This is a genomic window from Roseibium salinum (assembly GCF_026240905.1).
Taxonomy (GTDB): Bacteria; Pseudomonadota; Alphaproteobacteria; order Rhizobiales; family Stappiaceae; genus Roseibium; species Roseibium salinum.
On the sequence record NZ_JAPEVI010000003.1, the window covers coordinates 3,718,094 to 3,741,039 of the forward strand.

Annotated in this window: 17 protein-coding genes; 7 read left to right on the plus strand and 10 right to left on the minus strand. The window is 63.4% G+C overall.

Translation table 11 applies throughout. The features are described from left to right. Nucleotides 1-449: 449 nt before the first annotated feature. From fdxA to ON753_RS21810, 3 genes are all read right to left on the minus strand, one after another. Nucleotides 450-782: a ferredoxin FdxA gene (fdxA, locus tag ON753_RS21800; protein ID WP_265965415.1), complete on the minus strand. Its 333-nt coding sequence runs from the start codon at nt 780-782 to the stop codon at nt 450-452. Nucleotides 783-1,004: 222 nt separating this feature from the next. Further along, a complete protein-coding gene (locus ON753_RS21805) occupies nt 1,005-1,406 on the minus strand; it encodes an RNA-binding S4 domain-containing protein (protein WP_265967229.1) in 402 nt (133 codons plus the stop codon). After that, a complete protein-coding gene (locus ON753_RS21810) occupies nt 1,406-4,537 on the minus strand; it encodes a DEAD/DEAH box helicase (protein WP_265965418.1) in 3,132 nt (1,043 codons plus the stop codon). Before ON753_RS21810 ends, ON753_RS21805 begins: the two co-directional genes overlap by 1 nt. Nucleotides 4,538-5,094: 557 nt before the next feature. Between ON753_RS21810 and ON753_RS21815 the strand changes: the two genes are divergently transcribed. Beyond that, nucleotides 5,095-5,358: a hypothetical protein gene (locus ON753_RS21815; RefSeq protein WP_265965421.1), complete on the plus strand. Its 264-nt coding sequence runs from the start codon at nt 5,095-5,097 to the stop codon at nt 5,356-5,358. Nucleotides 5,359-5,543: 185 nt separating this feature from the next. After that, nucleotides 5,544-8,987 (plus strand): pyruvate carboxylase, encoded by a 3,444-nt coding sequence (gene pyc / locus ON753_RS21820; protein WP_265965422.1) that lies wholly within the window; start codon nt 5,544-5,546, stop codon nt 8,985-8,987. Between the two features lie 126 nt (nt 8,988-9,113). On the opposite strand, the gene ON753_RS21825 is transcribed toward pyc, so the two are convergent. The 3 genes from ON753_RS21825 to ON753_RS21835 form a co-directional block, all read right to left on the minus strand. Further along, nucleotides 9,114-9,638: a DUF1697 domain-containing protein gene (locus ON753_RS21825; RefSeq protein ID WP_265965423.1), complete on the minus strand. Its 525-nt coding sequence runs from the start codon at nt 9,636-9,638 to the stop codon at nt 9,114-9,116. 42 nt (nt 9,639-9,680) lie between these two features. Next, a complete protein-coding gene (locus ON753_RS21830) occupies nt 9,681-10,436 on the minus strand; it encodes a glutamine amidotransferase (protein WP_265965425.1) in 756 nt (251 codons plus the stop codon). Nucleotides 10,437-10,542: 106 nt separating this feature from the next. Further along, entirely contained in the window at nt 10,543-11,019 is a 477-nt protein-coding gene (locus ON753_RS21835) for a tellurite resistance TerB family protein (RefSeq protein WP_265965427.1), read from the minus strand. A gap of 312 nt (nt 11,020-11,331) precedes the next feature. Between ON753_RS21835 and ON753_RS21840 the strand changes: the two genes are divergently transcribed. From ON753_RS21840 to ON753_RS21860, 5 genes are all read left to right on the plus strand, one after another. Beyond that, nucleotides 11,332-12,594 carry an imelysin family protein gene (locus ON753_RS21840; protein WP_265965429.1) on the plus strand — a complete coding sequence of 421 codons (1,263 nt, stop codon included), beginning with the start codon at nt 11,332-11,334 and terminating at the stop codon, nt 12,592-12,594. Nucleotides 12,595-12,717: 123 nt separating this feature from the next. Further along, nucleotides 12,718-14,244: a di-heme oxidoreductase family protein gene (locus ON753_RS21845; RefSeq protein ID WP_265965431.1), complete on the plus strand. Its 1,527-nt coding sequence runs from the start codon at nt 12,718-12,720 to the stop codon at nt 14,242-14,244. Continuing rightward, the gene (locus ON753_RS21850) at nt 14,244-15,317 is read left to right on the plus strand and encodes an imelysin family protein (protein WP_265965433.1); all 1,074 of its coding nucleotides are present in this window, start codon (nt 14,244-14,246) and stop codon (nt 15,315-15,317) included. The genes ON753_RS21845 and ON753_RS21850 overlap by 1 nt, the downstream gene beginning before the upstream one ends. Continuing rightward, complete coding sequence (locus tag ON753_RS21855) at nt 15,317-16,474, plus strand: DUF1513 domain-containing protein (protein WP_265965435.1); 1,158 nt, start codon at nt 15,317-15,319, stop codon at nt 16,472-16,474. Before ON753_RS21850 ends, ON753_RS21855 begins: the two co-directional genes overlap by 1 nt. Before the next feature lie 128 nt (nt 16,475-16,602). Further along, nucleotides 16,603-19,515, plus strand: a complete 2,913-nt coding sequence (locus tag ON753_RS21860) for an AsmA family protein (RefSeq protein WP_265965437.1) — start codon at nt 16,603-16,605, stop codon at nt 19,513-19,515. 92 nt (nt 19,516-19,607) lie between these two features. On the opposite strand, the gene phnN is transcribed toward ON753_RS21860, so the two are convergent. From phnN to phnL, 4 genes are all read right to left on the minus strand, one after another. Next, nucleotides 19,608-20,186 (minus strand): phosphonate metabolism protein/1,5-bisphosphokinase (PRPP-forming) PhnN, encoded by a 579-nt coding sequence (phnN, locus tag ON753_RS21865; RefSeq protein WP_323054770.1) that lies wholly within the window; start codon nt 20,184-20,186, stop codon nt 19,608-19,610. After that, nucleotides 20,179-21,324 (minus strand): alpha-D-ribose 1-methylphosphonate 5-triphosphate diphosphatase, encoded by a 1,146-nt coding sequence (locus tag ON753_RS21870; protein ID WP_265965439.1) that lies wholly within the window; start codon nt 21,322-21,324, stop codon nt 20,179-20,181. The genes phnN and ON753_RS21870 overlap by 8 nt, the downstream gene beginning before the upstream one ends. Continuing rightward, nucleotides 21,321-22,070 (minus strand): DUF1045 domain-containing protein, encoded by a 750-nt coding sequence (locus tag ON753_RS21875; RefSeq protein WP_265965441.1) that lies wholly within the window; start codon nt 22,068-22,070, stop codon nt 21,321-21,323. The genes ON753_RS21870 and ON753_RS21875 overlap by 4 nt, the downstream gene beginning before the upstream one ends. Nucleotides 22,071-22,240: 170 nt before the next feature. Further along, nucleotides 22,241-22,945 carry a phosphonate C-P lyase system protein PhnL gene (gene phnL / locus ON753_RS21880; protein ID WP_265965442.1) on the minus strand — a complete coding sequence of 235 codons (705 nt, stop codon included), beginning with the start codon at nt 22,943-22,945 and terminating at the stop codon, nt 22,241-22,243. Nucleotide 22,946 lies beyond the last annotated feature (1 nt).

A 22,946-nucleotide genomic window follows, 5' to 3' on the forward strand; every position in this document is an offset into this window, starting at 1 on the left:
TTGGTTCTGTCAGACCTTAGCCTGTCAGAACTGGGACGGACCGCGTCGCGGTCCCCTGTTCTTTTGTGACACGCACCCTGCCGTGCGATCCGATGATGGAACGCCTGTTGATAACGCGGCGTGTCAGGGCTGGTCAGTCGTTGCTTTCCACTATAGAACCTTGTCAGTCATGAAAGCTGCCGGGATCTCACGCTGTCCGGTTTCTGAAGATCCGGGACGCGTTTCGAAGACTCCGTTTTGGGGGTTGTTCTCGTGGGTGGCGACTTAAAGTAATATATAGCACAGTCTTGTGGAAAATTAAAGAGCTGTGCTTAGGCGGTGCACAAACACCACACAGGGCACCCGCGGCACGCCAATCCGCAGGTACTTGAAAACCCTTATGAAGGGCTGCCGTATTGCACTGCCCACAAGCAGCTTGCGTCAGTCTGACGCAGCTAGCAGTTCGCGACTCACTCGGGCGGGTTCGCTGAAAAATACTGCGCGAGCTTGTTTTCCTTGCCGTCGAACTCTTCCGCCTCGGGCAGAGGATCTTTCTTCTCCGTGATGTTGGGCCACTTCTCGGAGTATTCGGCGTTCAGCTCGATCCATTTTTCAAGGCCGGGCTCCGTGTCCGGCAGGATCGCTTCGGCCGGGCATTCCGGCTCACAGACACCGCAGTCGATGCATTCGTCCGGGTTGATGACGAGCATGTTCTCGCCTTCGTAGAAACAATCCACCGGGCACACTTCAACACAGTCGGTGTATTTGCACTTGATGCAATTGTCTGTGACGACGTAGGTCATCGGATCCTCACTCGGCGCCGTTCGGCGGCGCGATGACGGTCAAGCCTCGCATGCCTTCGGCAGCCATTTTAGTGCCTTGCGTCCCGTCGGGAAGCGCAGGTTAAATTCTCTTGCCGCTGTTGGGTATCGTTTTTGGCCGAGACACGCAAGCGCCCAGGATGACGCATATCGGGCCGATGAGAGAAAGTTATTCTGTTTTCGCGCGGTATCCGGGATTCTGCTTCAGTCGTCGTTGCGAAAGGCGTCGAGTTTGCGCCGATCGCGCTTGGTCGGGCGACCCGATCCGGCATCGCGCTGCGCGGGCGAGGCAGGACCCGGGGCCTCTTTCGGGGCAGGCGGCGGAGACAGATCCTCATAAAGCATGCGGGCCTCTTCGTACGGTCCGCGCCGGGTGCCGAGGGCGAGCACCTTGAGCACGAGAACGCGCCGCTCGAGGGCGATGGTGAGCACATCGCCGCTCCTGACCGTCTTGCTGGCGGAGGAGATCTTGTCCTTGTTCACCCTGACACGCCCGGACGTGGCCAGCTTCTGAGCCAGGGATCGGGATTTGGTGACCCTGGCGTGCCAGAGCCACTTGTCGATGCGCAGGCTGCCGCCGGCAGCTTGTGGATCAGGCGTCGGAATTACTTTTTGTCCTTGTCCATATCCGCCTTGAGCGCCAGCAGCGCGGCAAAGGGTGAATTCGGATCGATCGGCTTTTCCCTGGGCTTGTCGCGGCGTTGTCCGCCCTCAAAGCCTCTTTGTCCGCCGGGCTGGCCGCCACGGCTGCGATTGGGGCCGCCTTTGCCGCCCTTGCCCTGATGACCCTGGCCCTGGCGCTTTTCGCCCTGGGCCTTGCGGTTGTCGCCGCGGCGCTGGTCCGGACGGCCGCGCGGGCGCCTGTCATGACGACCTGGCCGCCAGATCTCGATGGTGACCGTTTCCACTTCGGCCGCGGGTTCGTCCGATGCAGCTTCCGCGGGGGCTTCCGCTGCTATCTCGACAGCGGCTTCGACGACCGTTTCGGCGGCAGCCTCGGATGCAGCTTCCGCTGGAGCATCCGCTTCGGCAACGGCTGTCTCGGCAACGGCAAGCTCTGCAGCGGTGGTCTCGGCTGCGGATTCTACCGCCGCGGCGACAGCTTCCTGAGCGGAGGCTTCCTCGCCGGAGGTTTCCGCACCGGCTTCTTGCGCTTCGGCAGGCTCCGTCTCAGCGGCGTCCGGGCTTGCCTCAGCCGTTTCGGCAGGCGTCTCGGCGCTCGCCTGTTCCGCTGGCGTCGCCACAGGTTTCGCGGCGGCCGGCCGCTGCACTTCCCTGCTCTCCATGCGGTAGCCGAGGGTCTTGAGAACGGCGGAGAAATCCTCGCCCGCACAGCCGAGCAAAGAGGTCATGGCAACCGTTACGGTGAAGCCGCCGCCCTGGGCGATCGCGCCTTCGGGCGGGCTGACTTCGGCGTCGAGCGGTTTCCAGGCGATCAGCGGACGGATCAGGTCGGCCAGGCGCTCCAGGATATCGACGCGCACGGCCCTCGGGCCGCAGACCCGGAAGCCGACGACCTTGTAAAGCGCCTTGTCGATGGTCTCATCGACCGGGATGGAGGTGCGGCCGGATGCCGACAGTTGCGGCAGTTCGGCCATGCCGTTCATGTCCAGCGAACCGTGCTTGAGGGCCCACAGCTGGGCCAGGAGCTGGCTCGGCGCCGGTTTCAGCAGGGCCGGGACGAAGATGGTATAGGCGCCGAACCGGATGCCGTGCTTGCGCAGCGAGGCGCGCATGTCCTGGTCCAGCTGGCGGATTTCATCGGCTGCTTCCTGGCGCTCAAGAATGCCGAGGCCTTCCACGACACGGTAGGCGATACCGCGCGCCAGGCCTTCCAGGCCTTCGCCGGCCTTCAGGTCCAGAAGCGGCTTCAACAGCGTGCCGATCTGCGAATTGATCCAGAGGTCCAGGCGGTTCTGCACGGTTTCCCGGGCGGGCCCGGTCAGGTGTTCGTCCGCCAGGAGCAGCACCGTCGGCGACAGCACGTCTTCACCGGCCACCAGCTTGGCCACCGGTTCGCCGCGCCAGCGGATGACGCCTTCGGAGGTCAGCACGAAGTCCGGATTGTCGGACTTGCCGAGCTTTTCAGCGCGGGACTCGATCTCGCTCGTCAGGGCCTTTTGCGCGGCCGCGCGAACGGTCTTGCCATCCGGGCCCTCGGCCGCGGAATCGGGCGCGAACCGGAAGCCAAGCAGGTTTCCGATGTGCTGACCTTCCACGAGCACATCGCCGCTCGATGTAATTTCCGCTTCCAGCATTGCGTTCTCTCTCAAACGTCGCATCAATACACTTGTCCGCCGATCCACGAAGCGCTGTGTCAGCCGCTCGTGAAGGGCGTCGGATAGTTTATCTTCGATGCCGCGCGTCTCGCCCTGCCAGTGGGCCGGATCGGCCAGCCAGTCGGGGCGATTGGCGACATAAGTCCAGGTCCGGATGTGAGCAATCCGGTTTGCGAGTGTGTCGATATCACCATATGTGCGGTCTGCGAAGGCCAATTGACGGGTAAACCAGTCGTCGGCAATGACATTATCCTGCATCAGATGGGTGTAAATCGTGTTCAGCAGCTCCGCATGGTTGGCCGGCGCGATCTTACGATAGTCGGGCACCTGACACACGTCCCATAGCAATTCGACCGCTTTTTCGCCCCTTGCCATGTCGGATATTGCCGGATCGCGCAACAATTGTTCAAGAGCCGCGATATCGTCTCCCGTCGGCGCCCTTGCGAGACCATCCTCTTTCGGGACCACATCCAGGCTGTGGCGCAGTGCGTCGACGGATGAAAAATCCAGCGCAGTGTTGCGCCATTGCAGCACTTTGAGGGTGTCGAAGTGGTGGCTTTCGATCTGCTCGATCAGGTGATCGTCCAGCGGATCGACCCGCCCGGTCACGCCGAACGTGCCGTCTTTCGTGTGCCGGCCGGCGCGCCCGGCGATCTGGCCCATCTCCGCGGCGGTCAGCTGGCGGTACTGGTAGCCGTCATATTTGCGGTTGCCGGCAAAGGCGATGTGATGGACGTCGAGGTTCAGGCCCATGCCGATGGCGTCGGTCGCAACCAGGTGTTCCACGTCGCCGTTCTGGAACAGCTCCACCTGGGCGTTGCGGGTGCGCGGGCTCAAGGAACCCAGGACGACGGCCGCACCGCCCCGCTGGCGGCGGAGCAGTTCCGCGATCGAATAGACCTCGTCGGCCGAGAAGGCGACGATCGCCGAACGTGCCGGCAGGCGGGAGACCTTCTTGGAGCCGGCATATTCCAGAACGGACATGCGCGGACGGGTGACCACGTTGAGCCCGGGCAGCAGCCTTTCCAGCAGCGGGCGGATTGTCGCGGCGCCCAGAAGCAGGGTCTCGGACTTGCCGCGCAGGTTCAGGATGCGGTCCGTGAAGACATGGCCGCGATCCAGGTTGCCCGCAAGCTGGACCTCGTCGATGGCGACGAATTCCGTGTTGAGGTCCATGGGCATCGCCTCGACGGTCGATACCCAGAAGCGCGGGTTTTTCGGAATGATCTTTTCTTCGCCGGTGATCAGCGCGACGGCATCCGGGCCCGCGCGTTCGGCAACGCGGCCGTAGACCTCGCGCGCCAGCAGCCGCAGGGGCAGGCCGATCAGCCCGGAAGGCTGCGCAAGCATGCGCTCGATGGCCAGATGCGTTTTTCCGGTATTGGTCGGACCGAGGACTGCAGTCACGGTGCGTGACCGTGCTGACGGCGGCAACGACAGGAATTGAGGACGGGACATGGAAACTGTAGTGATCGGCTTTCTTCCGGCGGCGGAACCAGTTCACGGTGATCGAGATCGATCTGAAATGGCACTTGCGCCTATATCTGGTGCCGCGTGTCTAACACACGCGAGAGGGTCGTGTCCCCATTCTTTTGGAATATAGGCGCCGTTTTCGTCCGTTTAAATATCTTGTGGAGAACGACTCTGGAACAAACAGGAACCGAATCGCTGACTCGGGACGATTCAGGCTTTGTTCCCTACGACATGTGGTTCGGAGTCGCTCAGGCGCTACCAAATCGTGAATCCGGTCAAGGGTTTGAGTCTTTGCCGGCACGGGGTGCCGGATCGACGGAAAAGTCTGTCAATGATTAAATTCCCGATAACCGGTGTCCGGCTTCCACGACGTTGGGGTTTACCTTTGGACACAGGGTGAACGAATCCGGGTCGAATCGCTGATTCAATCAGGTTTCCCGTTTGTTCTCACAACATCTAGTAGGCCGGAGGACGGCCTGCCCCAGTTAAATTTAGTCTCCGGTCGCTAATTTGTCTGGGTGTGGTCGGAAGTGCGTCCTGAAATGACGCAGATCGGCCTGTGCGGGGCCGGTGAGGCGACAATTATGCACTGCGAAACGGAGATCGCATCGGGGCGTTACGGGTGGGCAGGCCGGGCCTTGTCGCCCGATCCACGGGGCGCAGCTGCGGGGGGGATTGCTGCGTTGCAAAATTTTTTGATGCTGTGCGGCAACAGGATTCAGAACCGGAAAGGGGCGCCTTTTCCGGATCGGCGGGCCTTCAGCCGGAGGCGCTTCGGCGTGCAAAAGCTGATCGATATTAAATAGTTAGAACATCTTCCCTGGGGTGGGTGCAAGGCAAGATGTTCCAGGTGTTGCGGGTGCGGATACAGAGATGTTCGTCATGTTCAAGGAAAGGACATCTCTTCTGCCCCTTTTCAAGCGCGTCAGGCCAAAGTAGAAATCGTGCCGAAATCGGCTTTCGTTTTGCGTAAACTGAGGGGGAGTAGAGTTTGGCGATCAAGAAGATTCTCGTTGCGAACCGGTCCGAAATTGCGATCCGGGTGTTCCGGGCGGCAAACGAGCTCGGCCTGAAGACCGTTGCGATCTATGCCGAACAGGACAAGCTGGCGCTGCACAGGTTCAAGGCCGACGAAGCCTATCAGGTCGGCAAGGGCCTTGGCCCGATCGAGGCTTACCTCTCCATCGACGAGATCATCCGTGTCGCCAAACTTGCGGGCGCCGATGCAATTCACCCCGGGTACGGCCTTCTGTCCGAAAGCCCGGAATTCGTGGACGCCTGCGAGGCGGCCGGCATCACGTTTGTCGGTCCGCGCTCTGAGACCATGCGCCGCCTGGGCAACAAGGTCGCCGCACGCAATCTGGCGATCGAGGCCGGCGTTCCGGTCATGCCGGCAACCGAGCCGCTGCCCGACGATCCGGCCGAAATCAGGCGGCTGGCCAGCGAAGTCGGCTATCCCGTGATGCTGAAGGCCTCCTGGGGCGGCGGTGGCCGCGGCATGCGCGTCATCCCGGATGAGGCGGCGCTGGAAAAGGAAGTCCTGGCCGCCAAGCGCGAGGCCAAGGCGGCGTTCGGCAAGGACGAGATCTATCTGGAAAAGCTCGTCCAGAGCGCACGCCACGTGGAAGTGCAGATCCTGGGTGACGGCCAGGGCGGTCTGGTCCATCTTTTCGAGCGCGACTGCTCCATTCAGCGGCGCCACCAGAAAGTGGTGGAGCGCGCGCCGGCGCCGTATCTGGATCCCGCAAAACGCGCGGAACTGTGCGATTACGGCCTCAAGATCGGCAAGGCCGTGAATTACCGCGGCGCGGGCACGGTCGAGTTCCTGATGGATGCCGATACCGGCGCGATCTACTTCATCGAAGTGAATCCGCGCGTTCAGGTGGAGCATACGGTGACGGAGGAAGTCACCGGCATCGACATCGTGCAGGCGCAGATCAAGATCTCGGAAGGCGCCAGGATCGGCACCCCGGAAAGCGGCGTTCCGGCCCAGGAGGATATCCGTCTCAACGGCCACGCCCTGCAGTGCCGCATCACCACCGAGGATCCGGACCAGAATTTCATTCCGGACTATGGCCGCATCACCGCCTATCGCGGCGCTACCGGCTTCGGCATCCGCCTTGACGGCGGCACCGCCTATTCCGGCGCGGTGATCACCCGCTACTACGATCCGCTTCTGGAAAAGGTCACCGCCTGGGCGCCGACGGCGGAGGACGCGCGCAAGCGCATGGACCGCGCCCTGCGCGAATTCCGTATCCGCGGCGTGGCGACCAACCTGGTGTTCCTGGAAAACATCATCGGCCATCCGGATTTCAAGGCCAACAAGTATACCACCCGGTTCATCGACGAGACGCCGGCGCTGTTCCAGCAGACGCGGCGCCTGGACCGGGCGACCAAGCTGCTCACCTATGTTGCCGACGTCTCCGTCAACGGCCATCCGGAAACCAAGAACCGGGCCCGGCCGCCGAAGGACGTCGCCGCGCCCATCGTTCCGAATTTCGGCGATGAAAAGCCCTACGGCACCCGGCAGCTTCTCGATCAGCTCGGGCCGAAAGGCTTCGCCGACTGGATGAAGGCGGAAAAGCGGGCACTGATCACCGACACGACCATGCGCGATGCGCACCAGTCGCTGCTGGCGACCCGCATGCGCACCCATGACATCGTCAGCGTCGCGGAAGCCTATGCGTCGGGCTTGCCGTCCCTGTTCTCGCTGGAATGCTGGGGCGGGGCGACATTCGACGTTGCCATGCGCTTCCTGACGGAAAGCCCGTGGGAGCGTCTGCACCACATCCGGGAAAAGGCGCCGAACATCCTGCTGCAGATGCTGCTGCGCGGCTCCAACGGCGTCGGCTACACCAACTATCCGGACAATGTGGTCAAGTTCTTCGTCGCCCAGGCGGCCGAGAACGGCGTCGACCTGTTTCGCGTGTTCGACTGCCTGAACTGGGTCGAGAACATGCGCGTTTCCATGGACGCGGTTCAGGAAGCGAACAAGTTGTGCGAAGGCGTGCTGTGCTACACCGGCGACATGCTGGACAGCGCCCGGCCGAAATACGACCTGAAATACTATGTCGGCCTCGCCAAGGAACTGGAAGCCGCGGGCGCTCACATCCTCGGCATCAAGGACATGGCCGGCCTCCTGAAGCCGCAGGCCGCAAGGATCCTCGTCAAGACGCTGAAGGAAGAGGTGGATCTGCCGATCCACTTCCACACCCACGACACGTCCGGCATTTCGGCGGCGACCGTTCTGGCGGCGGTCGAGGCCGGCGCGGATGCGGTCGACGCGGCGATGGACGCGCTTTCCGGGCTCACCTCCCAGCCCTGCCTCGGTTCGATCGTCGAGGCCTTGCGCGGCAGCGAACGGGACACGGGGCTGGATGCCGGCAGGATCCGCCAGATCTCATTCTATTGGGAGGCCGTGCGCACCCAGTACCGGGCCTTCGAAAGCGATCTGCGCTTCGGCGCGTCGGAGGTCTATCTGCACGAGATGCCGGGCGGCCAGTTCACCAACCTCAAGGAACAGGCACGCTCCCTCGGCCTCGAAACCCGCTGGCACGAGGTTGCCCAGGCCTATGCGGACGTCAACATGATGTTCGGGGACATCGTCAAGGTGACGCCGTCGTCCAAGGTGGTCGGCGACATGGCGCTGATGATGGTCAGCCAGGGCTTGAGCGTGAAGGAAGTGGAAGACCCGGCCAAGGACGTCGCCTTCCCGGACAGCGTGGTGCAGATGCTCCATGGCGATCTCGGCCAGTCTCCGGGCGGATGGCCGCAGGCGCTGCAGAAAAAGGTGCTCAAGGGCGAAAAGCCGATCACGGTCCGTCCGGGCTCGCTTCTGAAGGATGCGGATCTGGAAGCGGAGCGCGGAACGGCGGCGGAGAAGACCGGACGCGACATCAGCGATACCGACCTTGCCTCCTACCTGATGTATCCCAAGGTCTTCACCGATTTCGACAAGGCCCAGCAGCAATACGGGCCGACATCGGTCCTGCCGACGCCGGTTTATTTCTATGGGCTGGAGCAGGGCGACGAGATCTTCGTTGACCTGGAGCCTGGCAAGACCCTCGTCATCCGTTGCCAGGCGATCGGCGAGACGGACGAAAAGGGCGAGAAGAAGGTCTTTTTCGAGCTCAACGGTCAGCCGCGCAACGTCAAGGTTCCGGACCGCGCGCATGGCGCCACCGGCGCCGCCGCCATGCGCAAGGCGGAGGACGGCAATGCTGCCCATGTCGGCGCGCCGATGCCGGGCGTGATCTCGACCGTCGCCGTCGCGGCGGGTCAGGACGTCACGGCCGGCGACGTGCTGGTGTCCATCGAAGCAATGAAGATGGAAACGGCCCTTCATGCGGAACGCGACGGCAAGGTGAAGGAGGTTCTGGTGAGCCCCGGATCACAGATCGACGCCAAAGACCTTCTGGTGGTGTTCGAAAGCTGAGGCCGGCGCGACCAGCCTGGAAACGGCATTGCCGGGCGAGACGCCCGGCAGGGAATGACGAATTGGCGGGTTCGGCAATTGTGCGGGCCGGGCCTGTCAGTCGTCAGGTGGGCAGCTCGAAAACCGCTATGCGGCGCCTTCCAGCTGCCGCGCCATTTCCAGCAATTTGTGCACGGTATTGAGGTTGCGTGCCGTGCCCGGTTTCACCGCCGGGAGCTTCAGTTTCGAACGGCCCATGCCATTGGGGAAATGAACGGCAATTTCCGATCCGAGCACCGCGGCCTGTTCTCCATCCGGCGCAATCATGTGCTCCAGGGCATCGGCTGACGCTTCTTCCGGCAGAAAGGTGATCAGCACCTGGTTGGGCGCGGCATCGGCGAAGGGAATGCGGCCGCTGAGGGATTGGAGTTCCTCGGCCGTGCGCAGAAAGACGTCGGCGGACCTGCCGAAATGAGCTGCAAGCGCCTCCTCGAGCCTGGCCTGCGCCTCCTGCCGCGTCAGCTCGGTACGAAACACCAGATTGCCGCTCTGGATATAGGTGGCGACATCCCTGAAGCCCTGCCTTTCCGCGATCGCGCGGAGGTCGGCCATCGGCAGCTTTCCGGTCCCGCCGACATTGACAGCGCGCAGAAGCGCAACAAATACGGTCATCTCTCGCCTCGGCTTTGATCGGTCCGCAGGGAATGGGGCCGATCACTCCGCCGCTTTCAGCACGCCATGCTGCACGGGCACCTCCGCCGTGCCGATCCACAGATCCAGGAACCTGTCGAGCCATCTCCTGACGGCCGGATCGTGGACGAAGCGGCCGGCGAAATGGTCGCGGCGCTGCTGGGCACCAGGGAGCTCCATGCGCGGGGCGCCTTTCGTGGTCCAGCGCACCATCATCTGGTGCGTGAGTTCCGGGTGGAACTGGATGCCGAAGGCCGAGGAGCCGTACCGGATGGCCTGGTTGGGATAGGTCGGGCCGGTGGCCAGCAACTCGGCGCCCTTCGGCAGGCTGAAGCCTTCCCGGTGCCATTGATAGACCTTGCTCGGCCAGTCCATGAAGTTCCGTCCGGCCTCCGTCGGCTGCAGCGGGTAGTACCCGATTTCGACCAGGCTGTCATTGTGGCCGGTCACCGTTCCGCCGAGCTGTTTTACCATCATCTGCGCGCCGAGGCAGATGCCGAGAAACGGCTTTTCCTCCCGCAGGGGCACCTCGATCCAGTCGATTTCCTTGTGAAGGAACGCGTCGGGATCATTCGCGCTCATCGGCCCGCCGAAAACCACCGCGCCGGCGTGCTGGGACAAGGTGTCCGGCAGCATGTCGCCAAAACGCGGCTTGCGGATGTCGAGGGTAAAGCCCCGCTTGACCAGTTCGTGGCCAACCCGGCCGGGCGATGAGTGTTCCTGGTGAAGAACCACCAGAACCTTTGGACGGTTTTTCGCAAGATCAGTTTGGAAGAACATGATCTTAATATGATCCAGAGCGGCTCAAAAATCGAGTCCTGCTGGCCGCCGTCCTGACCGAATTATCGGCAGGTCAGCGAAAATCGGGTGCAGACTGCGAAAACCGCTACTCGGTTTCGTTTTCTTCGGGAGCCGTGTTGGCAACCTTGTGGCGCAGCGTCATCCGGTCCCGCGTGGACACGCCGAGAAGTTCCGCAACACGCCAGATGGTGTTGTCCTCGAACTCATGGACGTGGCCATCCGCGTAGACGATTTCCCACATCATCTCGACAATGGCGAGCCGTTCGTCTTCGTCAGTGGTGCGCTTGAGGACGGATGTGAAGCCGTAAAGATCCACCGCTTCCTCGTCGCGCTGCTTGGCGGCGGCGATCAGCTCGGTGGTTTCCTTGTCGGTCAGCTCGTAGCGTTTTTTCAGGATCTGGCGAAGCTTTTCGCTTTCGCTGTCGTCGATGACCCCGTCAATGTCGATCAGGTGGAACAACAGCGCGGCCGCCGCCAGACGCTTGTCGTCTTCAGCAAAGGTCTTGTTACCACTGTCGCCAAAAGTCAGTTCGCGGACAAAGCTTTTCAGCGCGTTGAGCATGAGTGTTATTCCCGTTATCCGGCGGCCCTTTTTTCAGCCAGTTCAATAGCTATACCAAACCTTCTTGAGCATCAAAGGGTTGAAGACCGCATTAGGTTCCCGAAGTGGGATTTAATTTCAGGCATTTCCACCTCAGTATTTTGGAATTATTCTAAAGTATTGATTTCTTTCGAATTTAAAACTTGACTAGGAGCCTCATAAAATGTTTGACACGACGCGTGTATGGTAGCTCGATACCAGCAAAACATTCAGTATTCGTCTGCGCAAGGCGCCCGCCAGGCAGCAGGCGGCTCAATAAATTGGGATGGGACGATGAATTCCTTCAAGCTCGGCCTGATGGCCGCAACAGCCTTGTTCGTTACCCCGGCACTGGCTGCAACACCTGCCGAGGTCCTCAAGATTTATGGCGATGTCGCTCAGGCCGCATATGAAGATCTGCTCGAGAGCGCCATGACGCTCAAGGACGCCGTCGATGCGCTGGTCGCCGAGCCGACGCAAGCCAACCTGGAAGCCGCCCGCGCTGCCTGGATCGCGGCGCGCAATCCCTATCAGCAGACCGAAGCCTACCGTTTCGGCAATGCCATCGTCGACGACTGGGAAGGCAAGGTGAATGCCTGGCCGCTCGACGAGGGACTGATCGATTATGTTGACGCGTCCTACGGCGAAGATTCCGAAGCAAACGTCTTCTATACCGCCAACGTGATCGCCAATCCGAGCCTGGAAGTCGGCGGCGAGACAATCGACGCCGGCACGATTACGCCGGCCCTGCTGGCCGACAGTCTGCAGGAAGCAGGTGAAGTCGAGGCAAATGTCGCCACCGGCTATCATGCGATCGAGTTTCTGCTCTGGGGGCAGGACCTGAACGGCACCGATGCGGGCGCCGGCAACCGTCCGGCCACCGATTTCGATCCGGCCAACTGCACCGGCGGCAATTGCGAGCGCCGCATCCAGTACCTGCAGGCCGCGACCGATCTGCTGATCTCGGATCTGGAAGAAATGGCTGCCGCCTGGGCACGCGGCGGGGAAGCCCGCAAGGAACTCTCGGCCAAAGGCGATGCCGGCGGCCTTGCCACCATCCTGACCGGCATGGGCTCCCTGTCCTATGGCGAACTGGCGGGCGAGCGCATGAAGCTCGGCCTCATGCTGCACGATCCGGAAGAAGAGCACGACTGCTTCTCCGACAACACCCACATGTCTCACTACAATGACGTGGTCGGCATCCGGAACGTCTATTTCGGCGAATACAAGAGCCCGTTGGGCAATGATGTTTCCGGCCCGTCGCTGGCGAGCCTGGTGGAGGACAAGGATCCGGAACTGGCAGCGGAAATGAAGGCCAAGCTGGATGCAACCCTGGCGGCCTTCGAAGCCATGAAGGCCCGTGCGGAAGGCGGCGAAGCCTATGACCAGATGATCGGCGAGGGCAATGAAGAGGGCAATGCCGTCGTCCAGGCCGCCATCGATGCCCTGATCGACCAGACCAGGTCCATCGAGCGCGTTGTCAAGGCGCTGGAACTCGAGGACATCGCGTTCGAAGGGTCCGACAGCCTGGACAATCCGACCGCCGTCTTCCAGTAAGTCATCCGGAATTTCCTGCGTCCTGCCGGGACGCGGCGTACATCTGTCAGGCGGTGGCCATCTGCCGCCAGACCGTCAATCCTTCCGCGAACGGAGAGCGCGGAGGACAATCAGGATGCGACAATGGGCGTGTTCCCAAATCCAGGCGCTTTGCTCGGCGCCGTCATCATCTGTCTTGCGGCGGGTACGGCCGCCGCAGAAGAACCGCTCTCCCACCGGGACGACCTGACGCCCGCGGACCGCGAAAAAGCCGCCAGCGTGCTGCGGCCGCCGGCCGATTTCGAAACGCCCGAATCGTTCGAGCCGATGCAGGGCGGGGCGGGAACGTCGACCCGGCGACCGGACCGGAATGCGTTTTCCCTGTCGAATGCCAACCTCACCTTCGAAGAAGAACAGACCTTCAAGCTTGGCAACGGGATATTCAAGAAGCTCTGGGCGTCTTCGCCTTCCTCCACACAAGCGTCCGACGGTCTCGGGCCTCTCTATAACGCCCGGTCCTGCCAGGGCTGCCATCTGAAGGACGGGCGCGGCCGCCCGCCGCGTCCCGGGGACGAAGCGGTGTCGCTTTTCCTGCGGCTTTCCATTCCCCCGCAGACGGACGAACAGCGCCGGGCGCTTGCCGACGGCAAGATCCTGTTTGTTCCAGAGCCGGTCTATGGCGGTCAGTTCCAGGGCTTTGCCGTGCCCGGTCTTCAGGGGGAAGGTCGGTTCGATATCGAATTGGAAGACATCGAGGTGCCGCTGAACGGCGGCGAGACAGTTACCCTTCAAAAGCCGGTCTACCGCATCCGCGACCTCGGCTACGGCGAAATGCATGCGGACACGATGGTGTCCCCGCGCGTGGCGCCGCCGATGATCGGGCTCGGCCTGTTGCAGGCGATCCACCCGGGCGACATTGCGGCGCTGGCCGATCCGCAGGACGCCAACGGGGACGGCATCTCCGGCAGGATCAGCCATGTGCCGGATCCGGCGAGCGGCGAGACCGCCATTGGCCGGTTCGGCTGGAAGGCCTCGACGCCGACGATCCGGGCCCAGACGGCGGCCGCCTTTTCGGGAGATATCGGCATAAGCTCGCCGGACACGCCGGACAATTACGGCGACTGCACCCAGGCACAGATCGATTGCCGCGCCATGCCCCACGGTGAGCAGGTGCGTCTCGGCCTCTCCGAAGTGCCGGACCCGATCATGGACCTGGTGACCTTCTATTCGGAGAACCTTGCCGTGCCGATGCGCCGCGACGTGGACGATCCGGCGGTCCTCAAAGGCAAGCAGATTTTCCACGAGGCGGGCTGCCCTGCCTGCCACACCCCGAAATTCGTGACCAGCCGCGACGCCGAAAACCCGGCCCACCGGTTTCAGCTCATCTGGCCCTATACCGACCTGCTGCTGCATGACATGGGCGAGGGCCTGGTCGACAACCGCCCTGTCGGAGACGCGAGCGGGCGTGAATGGCGCACGCCGCCTCTCTGGGGCATCGGGCTGACGCGCACGGTCAACAATCATACGCGGTTCCTGCATGACGGGCGGGCGCGCAATCTGCTGGAAGCCATTGTGTGGCACGGCGGCGAAGCGGCCCAGGCCCGGGACAAAGTCGTTGCGCTGACGCCCGGGGACCGCCAGTCTCTCATCCGGTTCCTGGAGTCCTTGTGATGCGCCAGCTTGTCTTGGCGGCCCTTGCCGCGTGTTCAGCCCTGCCCGCCATGGCTGCGGATTTCAATCCGCCGCTGGAGCGGATGATTTCGAATTACATCCGTCCGGCAACGGCGGAGTTCGCCGAAGCTGCCGCGGCTCTTCCCGCGAGCGTGGCCGCCGTCTGCAGCGATACGGATGCGCAAGCCGCCGACAGCTTCAAGGCCGCTTATGCGCAAACGCTGCGCGGCTTCGCCCGGGTGCATTTCCTGAGGTTCGGTCCGCTGCTCGATGACGACCGGCTGAACCGCCTCGCCTTTCTGCCGGATCCGCGCGGCATCGCGCAGCGCCAGATCCGCAAGATCTACGCGGAAAAGCAACCCGATGCACTTTCGGCCGACGGCCTCAAGAGCAAGAGCGTTGCCGTTCAGGGCCTGACGGCCCTGCAACTGATCGCGTTCGACAAGGAAGGCAGCGTCGTTCTGGGGCAGCCGGACGCGGACAGGGATTACACCTGCGGCTACGCGCAGGCGATTTCCGAAAACGTCGCCTCCATCGCCGCCGCTCTCGCCGCTGCCTGGGCCGATCCGGACGGCTACAGTGCCGTGCTGCTTTCGGCCGGACCGGACAGCGAGGCCTTCCGCTCGTCCAAGGAGGCGATGGAGACGGTCTTCAATGCGCTGGTAACCGGGCTGATCATCGTGCGGGACCAGGATCTTCTGCCGGCGCTCGGCGCATCCGCGGAAAAGGCGAGGCCGCATCGTTTCCCGTTTTCCCGCTCGGGCAACGGCGTGCTTTACCTGTCGAGCGAACTCGGCGGTATTCGCGATGCTCTCCTCGGCTTCGACCTTGAGCGCAGGACGCCTGAGGATTTCCGCTGGATCGCCGGCACCTTGCGTTTCGAATTCGACAATGCGCAAACCTACCTGGACAGGCTCGAGCCGCCGTTGAGGCAGACATTCGATGAAGAGGGCGGCTACGACCAGGCCGCCGTGCTGGCGATCACGGTGAAATCCATCCGCGACACCGTGGCGCTGGAACTGGCCGGCGCCCTGGGGCTGGCGGGCGGCTTCAATTCGCTGGACGGTGACTGATGGCAAAGCGGCCTTCCACGGCACGGGCCTTGTCCCGTCGAAGTTTTCTTTCGGCGCTGGGCAGTCTTGCGGCCCTGCCGGCCTTCGGCCGATCGACGCTGGCTGAAAGTCTGTTGAGCCGGGAGGCCGCCGCGGGGGTGCCGATCTTCGCCAGCGCCTTCCGAAAGGCGAATGGCGATTTCGGCATCGCCATTGTGGACGATCTCGGCCAGATCCTTGCCGAAATTTCCCTGCCCGGAAGAGGGCACGGCATTGCGGTCGCGCCGGACCGGTCCCGGTTTGCCGCCTTTGCCAGGCGCCCCGGAACCTTTGCGGTCGTCGTCCGCCCCTTCGCCGACACCCGGCCGGAACTGCTGACATCGGAACCGGGGCGCCACTTCTATGGCCACGGCTGCTTTTCCGCCGATGGCCGGCTGCTTTACGCGGTCGAGAACGACTATGCCGCAACGCGGGGCGTCATCGGTGTCTACGATGCCAGCGGCCGTGAGACCCGCCGGGTCGGCGAACTGGAGACCCATGGGGTCGGTCCGCACGATATTCTTCTGTCTGCCGACGGCCGCACGCTGATTGTCGCCAATGGCGGCATCGAAACCCATCCGGAGAGGGGACGGGAGAAACTGAACCTCGGCACGATGGCGCCCTCCGTGGTCTTTCTCGACGCCGGGACGGGGGATCTGCTCGCCAGCCACGCGCTGGAGACCTCGCTTCATCAACTGTCGCTCCGGCACATGGCGCTGGACGGTGCCGGCCGGGTCTGGGTCGGCGGGCAATTCCAGGGACCTGAGAGCGAGACGCCGCCGCTGGTTGCTGTCTTTTCCCGCGATGAAGCCCCGATACCGGCCGCCATTCCCGGACCGGTCGCATCAGGGCTTCAAAATTACATCGGCTCGGTCACCGCGAATGCGGCGGGCGATGTGATTGCAACCTCGGCGCCGCGCGGCGGGCAAACGCTGTTCTGGCACGCCGGCACCGGTGCCTTCCTAGGCGCCCAGGCGATCGCGGACGGTTGCGGCGTCGCGCCGATCGACCAGGGCAGTTTTCTGATTTCGGATGGAAACGGTGCGCTGTCGCTGGTGAGCGGTCCGTCGGCGCCCGCCGAAGTGCTTTCCCGTCCGCCGGGCGTTTCCTGGGACAATCACATGTTTGCCTTGTCCTGATTGAGATACGGGCCGCGTTCGGATAAAGCTCGACGCAGGTGCCTTTCCCGCTTTTGTCAAATTCGACAGGCATCTTTGCGCCGGGATTGGTCTACATTGGACCGATTCGCGAAAGGGAGACGCTGAATATGCGACGGCTTTTGATCGGACTGGGCAGCCTTGTGTTCGTGCTGGCGACCATCGTTCTGGTGGCGCCGCTATTCCTGCCCAAGGACGAGATCAAGCGGCAGGTCGTGGCGGAAGTCGATAAGCGACTGGGCTGGCGCGTCCGGCTGGACGGGCCGGTGTCCCTGTCGCTCCTGCCCGGTTTTTCCCTTGTCGCGGAGAATGTCGGCCTCTCCGGTGAGGCGGGGGCCGACGGAATCGAATTTGCCAAGGCGGAGCGCGTCGAGTTCGGTCTCGCCTGGGGCGGCCTCGTATCCGGCAATATCCGGGTGACGGGCATCGCGCTCGACAAGCCGGACATCTACCTGGAGGTCGGGCCGGACGGCACCACCAGCTGGGAGCCGCGCAAGGACCTGCCGCTTGAGGAAGCGGTCACGGCTTCCGGCGAAGGAGACGTTGCCTCCCCAGCCGGCGAAACGGCACCGCAGGAGGCGCCCGCCGCCCCCGAACAGCAGAAGGTTTCGGAAGGCTATCTGAAGAGCATTGGCGTCGACAGCCTTGAGATCACCGGCGGCACGGTCACCTACAGGGATCAATCCTCGGACCAGCCGGTCAGGATCGGCGGTCTGAACCTGACCTTGCAGGCACCGGATCTTGCCGGGGACGTTTCTCTGGCGTCCAGCTTCACGCTGCAGGACATTCCCTTCAATGTTGCCGGGCACCTCACCAATCCGCTTGGTCTGGCGGCGGGCGAGCAAACACCGGTCAACCTGACGGTATCCTCCGGCGAAAACACGATAGAGGTTTCGGGTGAAACCGGACTGGCGCCGGTGCGCGGGGAACTGGCGGTCGAAGGATCCGGTCCCTCCCTGAAGGCACTGGCCGCGCTTGCCGGACAGGAGCTTGCCACGGATCCGGGTGCGTTTACCGTGAACGCGAAAGTATCGGGAACCGAAGCGGCGGTTTCGGTCGCCGATCTTCATCTCACCCTCGGCCAGCTGTCTCTCGGCGGCGCGGCGGAGGCCGATCTTGCCGGACTGGTGCCGGAGGTATCCGGGCGGCTGATCCTGAAAGACGGATCGATTGCCGACCTGCTCCTGCTTGCCGGGCGGGATCTTCCGGCCAGCGGAAAACTGAGTGCCGACCTTGGCTTTGAGACCGTCGGCCTGACCGCCGAGGAACTGGTGGCCGGGCTCGATATCAACGGTTCCATCTCGATTGCGGACGGCGAGATCGGGGGCCTCGGGCTGGCATCCGCCGTCGGCGGTGACCCGGAAGCGGACCGGCTGACCAATCTCGCCATGGAGGTGGATCTGCAGGGGCTCGAGGAGCCGATCGCGTTGAGCGGAGCGCTCTCCTGGCGCGGGGAAGCCTTCAGCCTGACGGGCGAGGCGGACACGGCGCGGCTGCTGGCGGGCGACGCGGCTCCCCTCTCGGTGAGCCTGAAGGGCAACCGGGTAAGTGCCGGCTTTGACGGCCGGGCGGCGATGTCGGGAAATCTCGACGGCGCGGTGCGGCTGGAGACGGCCGATCTGCGCGGGCTGATGGCCTGGATGGGCCAGCCGATCGGCGCGGGCGGCGGTCTGAAGACCTTCAAGGCGTCCGGCATCTTCGGAATGCAGGGCGAGGCGATCACGTTCGAGGAAACCCGCTTCACGCTGGACGACACGTCGGGCGAGGCAAACGGCAAGATCGTGCTCGGCAAGAAGCCCAAGGTCACCGCACGTCTGGCGCTACGCGAACTGGTTCTCGATCCCTATCTCGGCGACCCTTCCGGAGCGGGCGAAGGCGCATCCAGGCCGTCTTCGTCTTCCGGCGGTGGTAGTGGAAACGGCGGAAATGGCGGCAAGAGATCCGGCCCCTCCGGCTGGAGCACGGCGGCGATTGATTTCTCCGGCCTGCAGGCGGTGGATGTCGATTTCAAGGTGACCACCCGCGAAATCCGCTGGGACAAGATCAAGATCGACGAAAGCGCCCTCTCGACCACCATTGAGAACGGCGTCCTGACGGCCAATCTCGAGAACCTCTCGCTTTATGGCGGCTCCGGCACGGGCACCGTGACGCTGAACGGCGCGGCGGCAACGCCCGAGATTGCCGCAAAGGTTTCGCTCTCCCAACTGAATGCCTATCCGTTGCTGCGGGACGCAGCGGAGTTCGACTGGATCGAGGGCAAGGCGGCCATCGACCTCGACGTGACGTCGCAGGGCGCCAGCGAGCAGGCGCTCGTCCAGGGATTGAACGGCACGGCGAGCTATCAGTTCGCCGATGGCGCGTTGCGCGGCATCAATATACCCCAGATGGTGCGCGGGCTTTCCATCGACACCCTGCTGGGCTGGCAGGAAAACCCGTCCGCGAAGACCGACTTCAGTACGCTCGAAGCAACCTTCCTGATCGAAAACGGCATCGCCCGGACGGAAGACCTGCTGCTTGTCGGCCCCTTGCTGCACATGACCGGCAAGGGCACGACGGATATGCCGGCGAAAAGGCTTGCCTTGCGCGTGGAACCGAGAATCGTGCCCACCCTGCAGGGCCAGGCGCCGCAGCCGCGCCGCAAGGGCGAAGACAAGAAACTTGCCGGATTGGGCGTGCCGATCGTGATCGAAGGCTCGTGGAGTGATCCGCGCATCTATCCGGACATAAAGGGGATCTTGGAAGATCCCGAAGCCGCCTACGAGCAGCTGCAGAAATCCGGCGGTGAACTGATCTCGATCCTTCAGGGCAAAAAGGATCCGTCGGAGCAACTGGTCGACACCGCCAACCAGGTCATCGAGCGCGCGACCGGCGGAAACACGCAGATCGATGTTCAGAAAGTCATCGACGGCGAGGTGGACGATGAGGAAGTCCTCAAAGCCGTTGAAGAAGGCTTCGGCCTGCCCTCCGGTCTGCTGGGCACCTTTCTGGGCAAGAAAAAGAAAGAGGACGAGAACGAGAATTAGAGCGCGTCCCGGTTGATACACCGTCATTCCAGATCCGCGCGCAGCTTGCCCTGCATTCGTCCGGACTAGTTCCGCTGGTCCCGCGTTACGCTCTAAAAGCCCAGGGCGTCCATCATCGTCGCGACGGCTGTCTCGACCGTGCCTGTGTTTTCGATCCGGATCAGGTTGGGAACGTTGTCCGGCTCCAGGTCAGCCCGTTCCAGGCGCGCCAGGATGTCTTCCCTGCTTTCCCGGCCCCGGGCCGCCAGGCGTTCGGCCAGTACCTCGACAGGGGCGGTGATCAGGAGAACGCAGGCGTTCTCGTATTTCTCCGCGGCCCGTTTCAGGACGCGGCGGGAGCCGTTGGCGATGACCGTGCCGCCGGAGGCGATGACATTGTCATAGGGTTTCGGGATGACATAGCCGAGACCATGGGCTTTCCAGGAAAGCGCGACCTCGCCAGCGGCAACCAGCCGCTCGAACTCCGCCTGGCTCAGCGTGTCGTGGTCTTCGGCATCGGCGTCGGCCGGGCGGGTGATCGCGCGCCGGGCGAAGATAACGTCGTCGCGGTGTTCCAGCCGATCCCTCAGCGCCGCCATCAGCGTGTCCTTGCCGGCGCCGCTGGGGCCGACGACCAGGACCATGCGGCCCGGGCCGAGCTTTTCCGATGTGTCCTTCACGGTGTCAGGCAACGCGCCGTCCTTCCCGCCAGACCCCGCGGACGATCGGAATGCCGCCCGCAAGCCTGACCTGGATGAGGTCCGCCCTGAGGCCCGGCTGCAGCACGCCGCGGTCCGTGAGGCCGATGGCCCTTGCAGGGGTCGAGGTCACCATGGCGACGGCTTTCGGCAGGGAAATCGCCTCGATGTCTTCGGCCAGCTGAAAGGCCGCCTGGATCAGCGAGACCGGTACATAGTCCGAGGAGAGCACGTCGAGATATCCGGCTTCCGCCAGTTCAGCTGCGGAGATATTGCCGGAGTGGGAGCCGCCGCGCACCACGTTGGGCGCGCCCATCAGCACCGCCATGCCGGCTTCGTGCGACGCCCTGGCGGCTTCGAACGTCGTCGGGAATTCGGCGATCCTGGTATTGAGTTCGATGGCTTCGTCGACGTGATCGCGCGTGGCGTCGTCATGGCTGGCAATGGTGATGCCGCGCTTGCCCGCAATGGCCGAGAGATCCTTGCGGTTCTGCGGCGCCAGGCCGCTGGCGCGTTCCTGACGGCGCGTGATGAACTCGTCCATCTCGGCGTCCGAAAAGCCCTTCTTGCCCTGATAGTAGATCCGGTAGGAATCGAGCGAGACGAACTGGCGCTGGCCCGGCGTGTGGTCCATAAGGGAAATCAGCCGGATGCTGTCATCATCCTCAAACACCTTGAAAGCCTCCAGAACGTCCGGAGCGGACACTTCGCAGCGCAGGTGGATGAAGTGATCGGCCCTGAGGCGCTGTTCCTTCTGGCCGGTCTCGATCGCATCCGCCAGAATGCGCATGTCCGTGTAGCGCAGATCCGCATCCTCATCCATGCCGACCCGCAGCGCGTCGAAGACGGTGGTGATACCGGCACAGGCGATCTGGGCGTCATGGGCTTGAACGGCCGAAACCGCATTCCAGCGGACTTTCGGGCGCGGGGCGTAGTGGGTTTCCAGATGATCGGTGTGCAACTCGACCAGACCGGGCAGCAGGTAGTCGCCCTCGCAATCATGTCCGTCGGCTCCGGTCGGCGCGGAGATGTCGCCGATGCGGCCGGCCGCATCCACCGTCAGCGATCCGTCGATGACCTCGTTGGCCAGAACCAGCCTGGCGTTCCTGAAGACTTTCGGGTGCGTACTCATAGGGTCTCCTTGCGGGTGAGGCGGCCGGCATCAGGGGCTGCTTCCAAAGGTGCGGTCGTGCCGGTGAGCCTGAACACCGTATGCACGTCAAACGGGGCGCCGGCTTCCGGCTCGACATAAAGGCCGAAGCTGCCGCAGCGCCGCGGATGGCCTGTTACCTCGGCAAAAAAGGTTCTGGCGGCGTCCGCCAACAGACCGGCTTGCGCCTCATCCTCCAGCTTGTTGGACAAGGTCATGTGAAAGCGGAATTCGTCGAAAACGTAAGGATAGCCCCACTCGGTCACATAGAGGTCCTGCCTGGGCGTCAGCCCGCTCCTGCGGCGGCGTTCCAGGTCCGCCTCCGTCAGCGGTGCGCGGAAGGGCTCGAAGCTGCGCACGCACAGCGCCGCAAAACCATTCAGCGCGGCTTCCGGCTGGTTCGGCGTCAGGGCCAGGAATTTTCCGAGCCGGTTGACATCGAGCCCCTCGATATTGAAGGGAGCAATCTCGCCGGCAAAGGCCTCGCAGGCTTCCAGGAGCGCTTGTTCTCTCTCCCCGGCGCGGAGGGTGAACGGCGCCTTCAGCGTGCCGTGAAATCCGTAGCGGCGCGGGCTGGAGGTGAGGCTCTGAACCTGCGCAGCCGTCAGGCCGGGCATGGCCGCCTGCCGCAGGTCGGTTCCCCTGAACGGGTCGCGGCCAAGCCAGGCATTGCCCAGCTGCATCAGGCGGTCGTCGGCATCGGCGGCGAAATAGATGGCGTAGCGCATGGTGTCACGGTTCTAAAATGGGGTTGACCCGAGAAGGGTCCGCGAAATGATGGCCCGGAGAAAAGTGGCCCGGACAAATCGCGGCTTGGCGACATGACGGCCTAAAGACGGGCGACGCCCTTTCTGTGACAGTTCGCGCCCGCCCGCAAGACTTTCCTCTCCGGTTCCCGTCAGGCCGCGGCCTCCGTGCTGAACCGGGTGACGTCGATAATGCGGTCGGCGATTTCCTCCCGCACGTCCTGGTCATGCAGAATGCCGACCATGGCGACGCCCCTGGCCTTCTTCTCTTCCACCAGCCGGACGACGACGGCGCGGTTGGCCGCGTCGAGCGAGGCGGTCGGCTCGTCCAGCAGCAGGATCGGATAGTGAGCGATGAAGCCGCGGGCAATGTTGACCCGCTGCTGCTCGCCGCCGGAAAACGTTGCCGGAGGCAGGCCCCACAGCCGCTCCGGCACGTTAAGCCGGGCGAGCAGTGTGCGGGCGGCGTCGACGCCTTCCGCCTCGCTCGTGCCCTGGGCGATCAGCGGTTCGGCGACGACATCTTCGGCCGAGATACGCGGGATCGTGCGCAGGAACTGGCTGACATAGCCGATGGTATTTTCGCGCAGCTTCAGGATCTCGCGCGGCTGGGCGCCGGCCACGTTGACGATTTCGTCGCCGAGCGTGACCAGGATCTGGCCTTCGTCGCAGCGGTAATTGCCGTAGATCATTTTCAGGATCGAGCTCTTGCCGGCACCTGACGGCCCGCCGAGAACCACGCATTCTCCGGCATCGACCGAGAATTCGACCTTTTCGACCACGGGAATGACGGTGCCGTCCTGCAGATGCATGGTGAACGACTTGCCGACATTGTTGAGATAGAGACGGACAGCCATC

Excerpts from the sequence above, each read along its gene's own strand:
- ON753_RS21825 (WP_265965423.1), bottom strand. The coding sequence starts at position 9,638 with ATGACCGTATTTGTTGCGCTTCTGCGCGCTGTCAATGTCGGCGGGACC.
- ON753_RS21835 (WP_265965427.1), bottom strand. The coding sequence starts at position 11,019 with ATGCTCAACGCGCTGAAAAGCTTTGTCCGCGAACTGACTTTTGGCGAC.
- ON753_RS21815 (WP_265965421.1), top strand. The coding sequence starts at position 5,095 with ATGACGCAGATCGGCCTGTGCGGGGCCGGTGAGGCGACAATTATGCAC.
- ON753_RS21875 (WP_265965441.1), bottom strand. The coding sequence starts at position 22,070 with ATGCGCTACGCCATCTATTTCGCCGCCGATGCCGACGACCGCCTGATG.
- ON753_RS21870 (WP_265965439.1), bottom strand. The coding sequence starts at position 21,324 with ATGAGTACGCACCCGAAAGTCTTCAGGAACGCCAGGCTGGTTCTGGCC.
- ON753_RS21860 (WP_265965437.1), top strand. The coding sequence starts at position 16,603 with ATGCGACGGCTTTTGATCGGACTGGGCAGCCTTGTGTTCGTGCTGGCG.
- fdxA (WP_265965415.1), bottom strand. The coding sequence starts at position 782 with ATGACCTACGTCGTCACAGACAATTGCATCAAGTGCAAATACACCGAC.
- ON753_RS21850 (WP_265965433.1), top strand. The coding sequence starts at position 14,244 with ATGCGCCAGCTTGTCTTGGCGGCCCTTGCCGCGTGTTCAGCCCTGCCC.
- ON753_RS21845 (WP_265965431.1), top strand. The coding sequence starts at position 12,718 with ATGGGCGTGTTCCCAAATCCAGGCGCTTTGCTCGGCGCCGTCATCATC.
- ON753_RS21840 (WP_265965429.1), top strand. The coding sequence starts at position 11,332 with ATGAATTCCTTCAAGCTCGGCCTGATGGCCGCAACAGCCTTGTTCGTT.
- ON753_RS21855 (WP_265965435.1), top strand. The coding sequence starts at position 15,317 with ATGGCAAAGCGGCCTTCCACGGCACGGGCCTTGTCCCGTCGAAGTTTT.
- ON753_RS21830 (WP_265965425.1), bottom strand. The coding sequence starts at position 10,436 with ATGTTCTTCCAAACTGATCTTGCGAAAAACCGTCCAAAGGTTCTGGTG.
- ON753_RS21810 (WP_265965418.1), bottom strand. The coding sequence starts at position 4,537 with ATGTCCCGTCCTCAATTCCTGTCGTTGCCGCCGTCAGCACGGTCACGC.
- phnL (WP_265965442.1), bottom strand. The coding sequence starts at position 22,945 with ATGGCTGTCCGTCTCTATCTCAACAATGTCGGCAAGTCGTTCACCATG.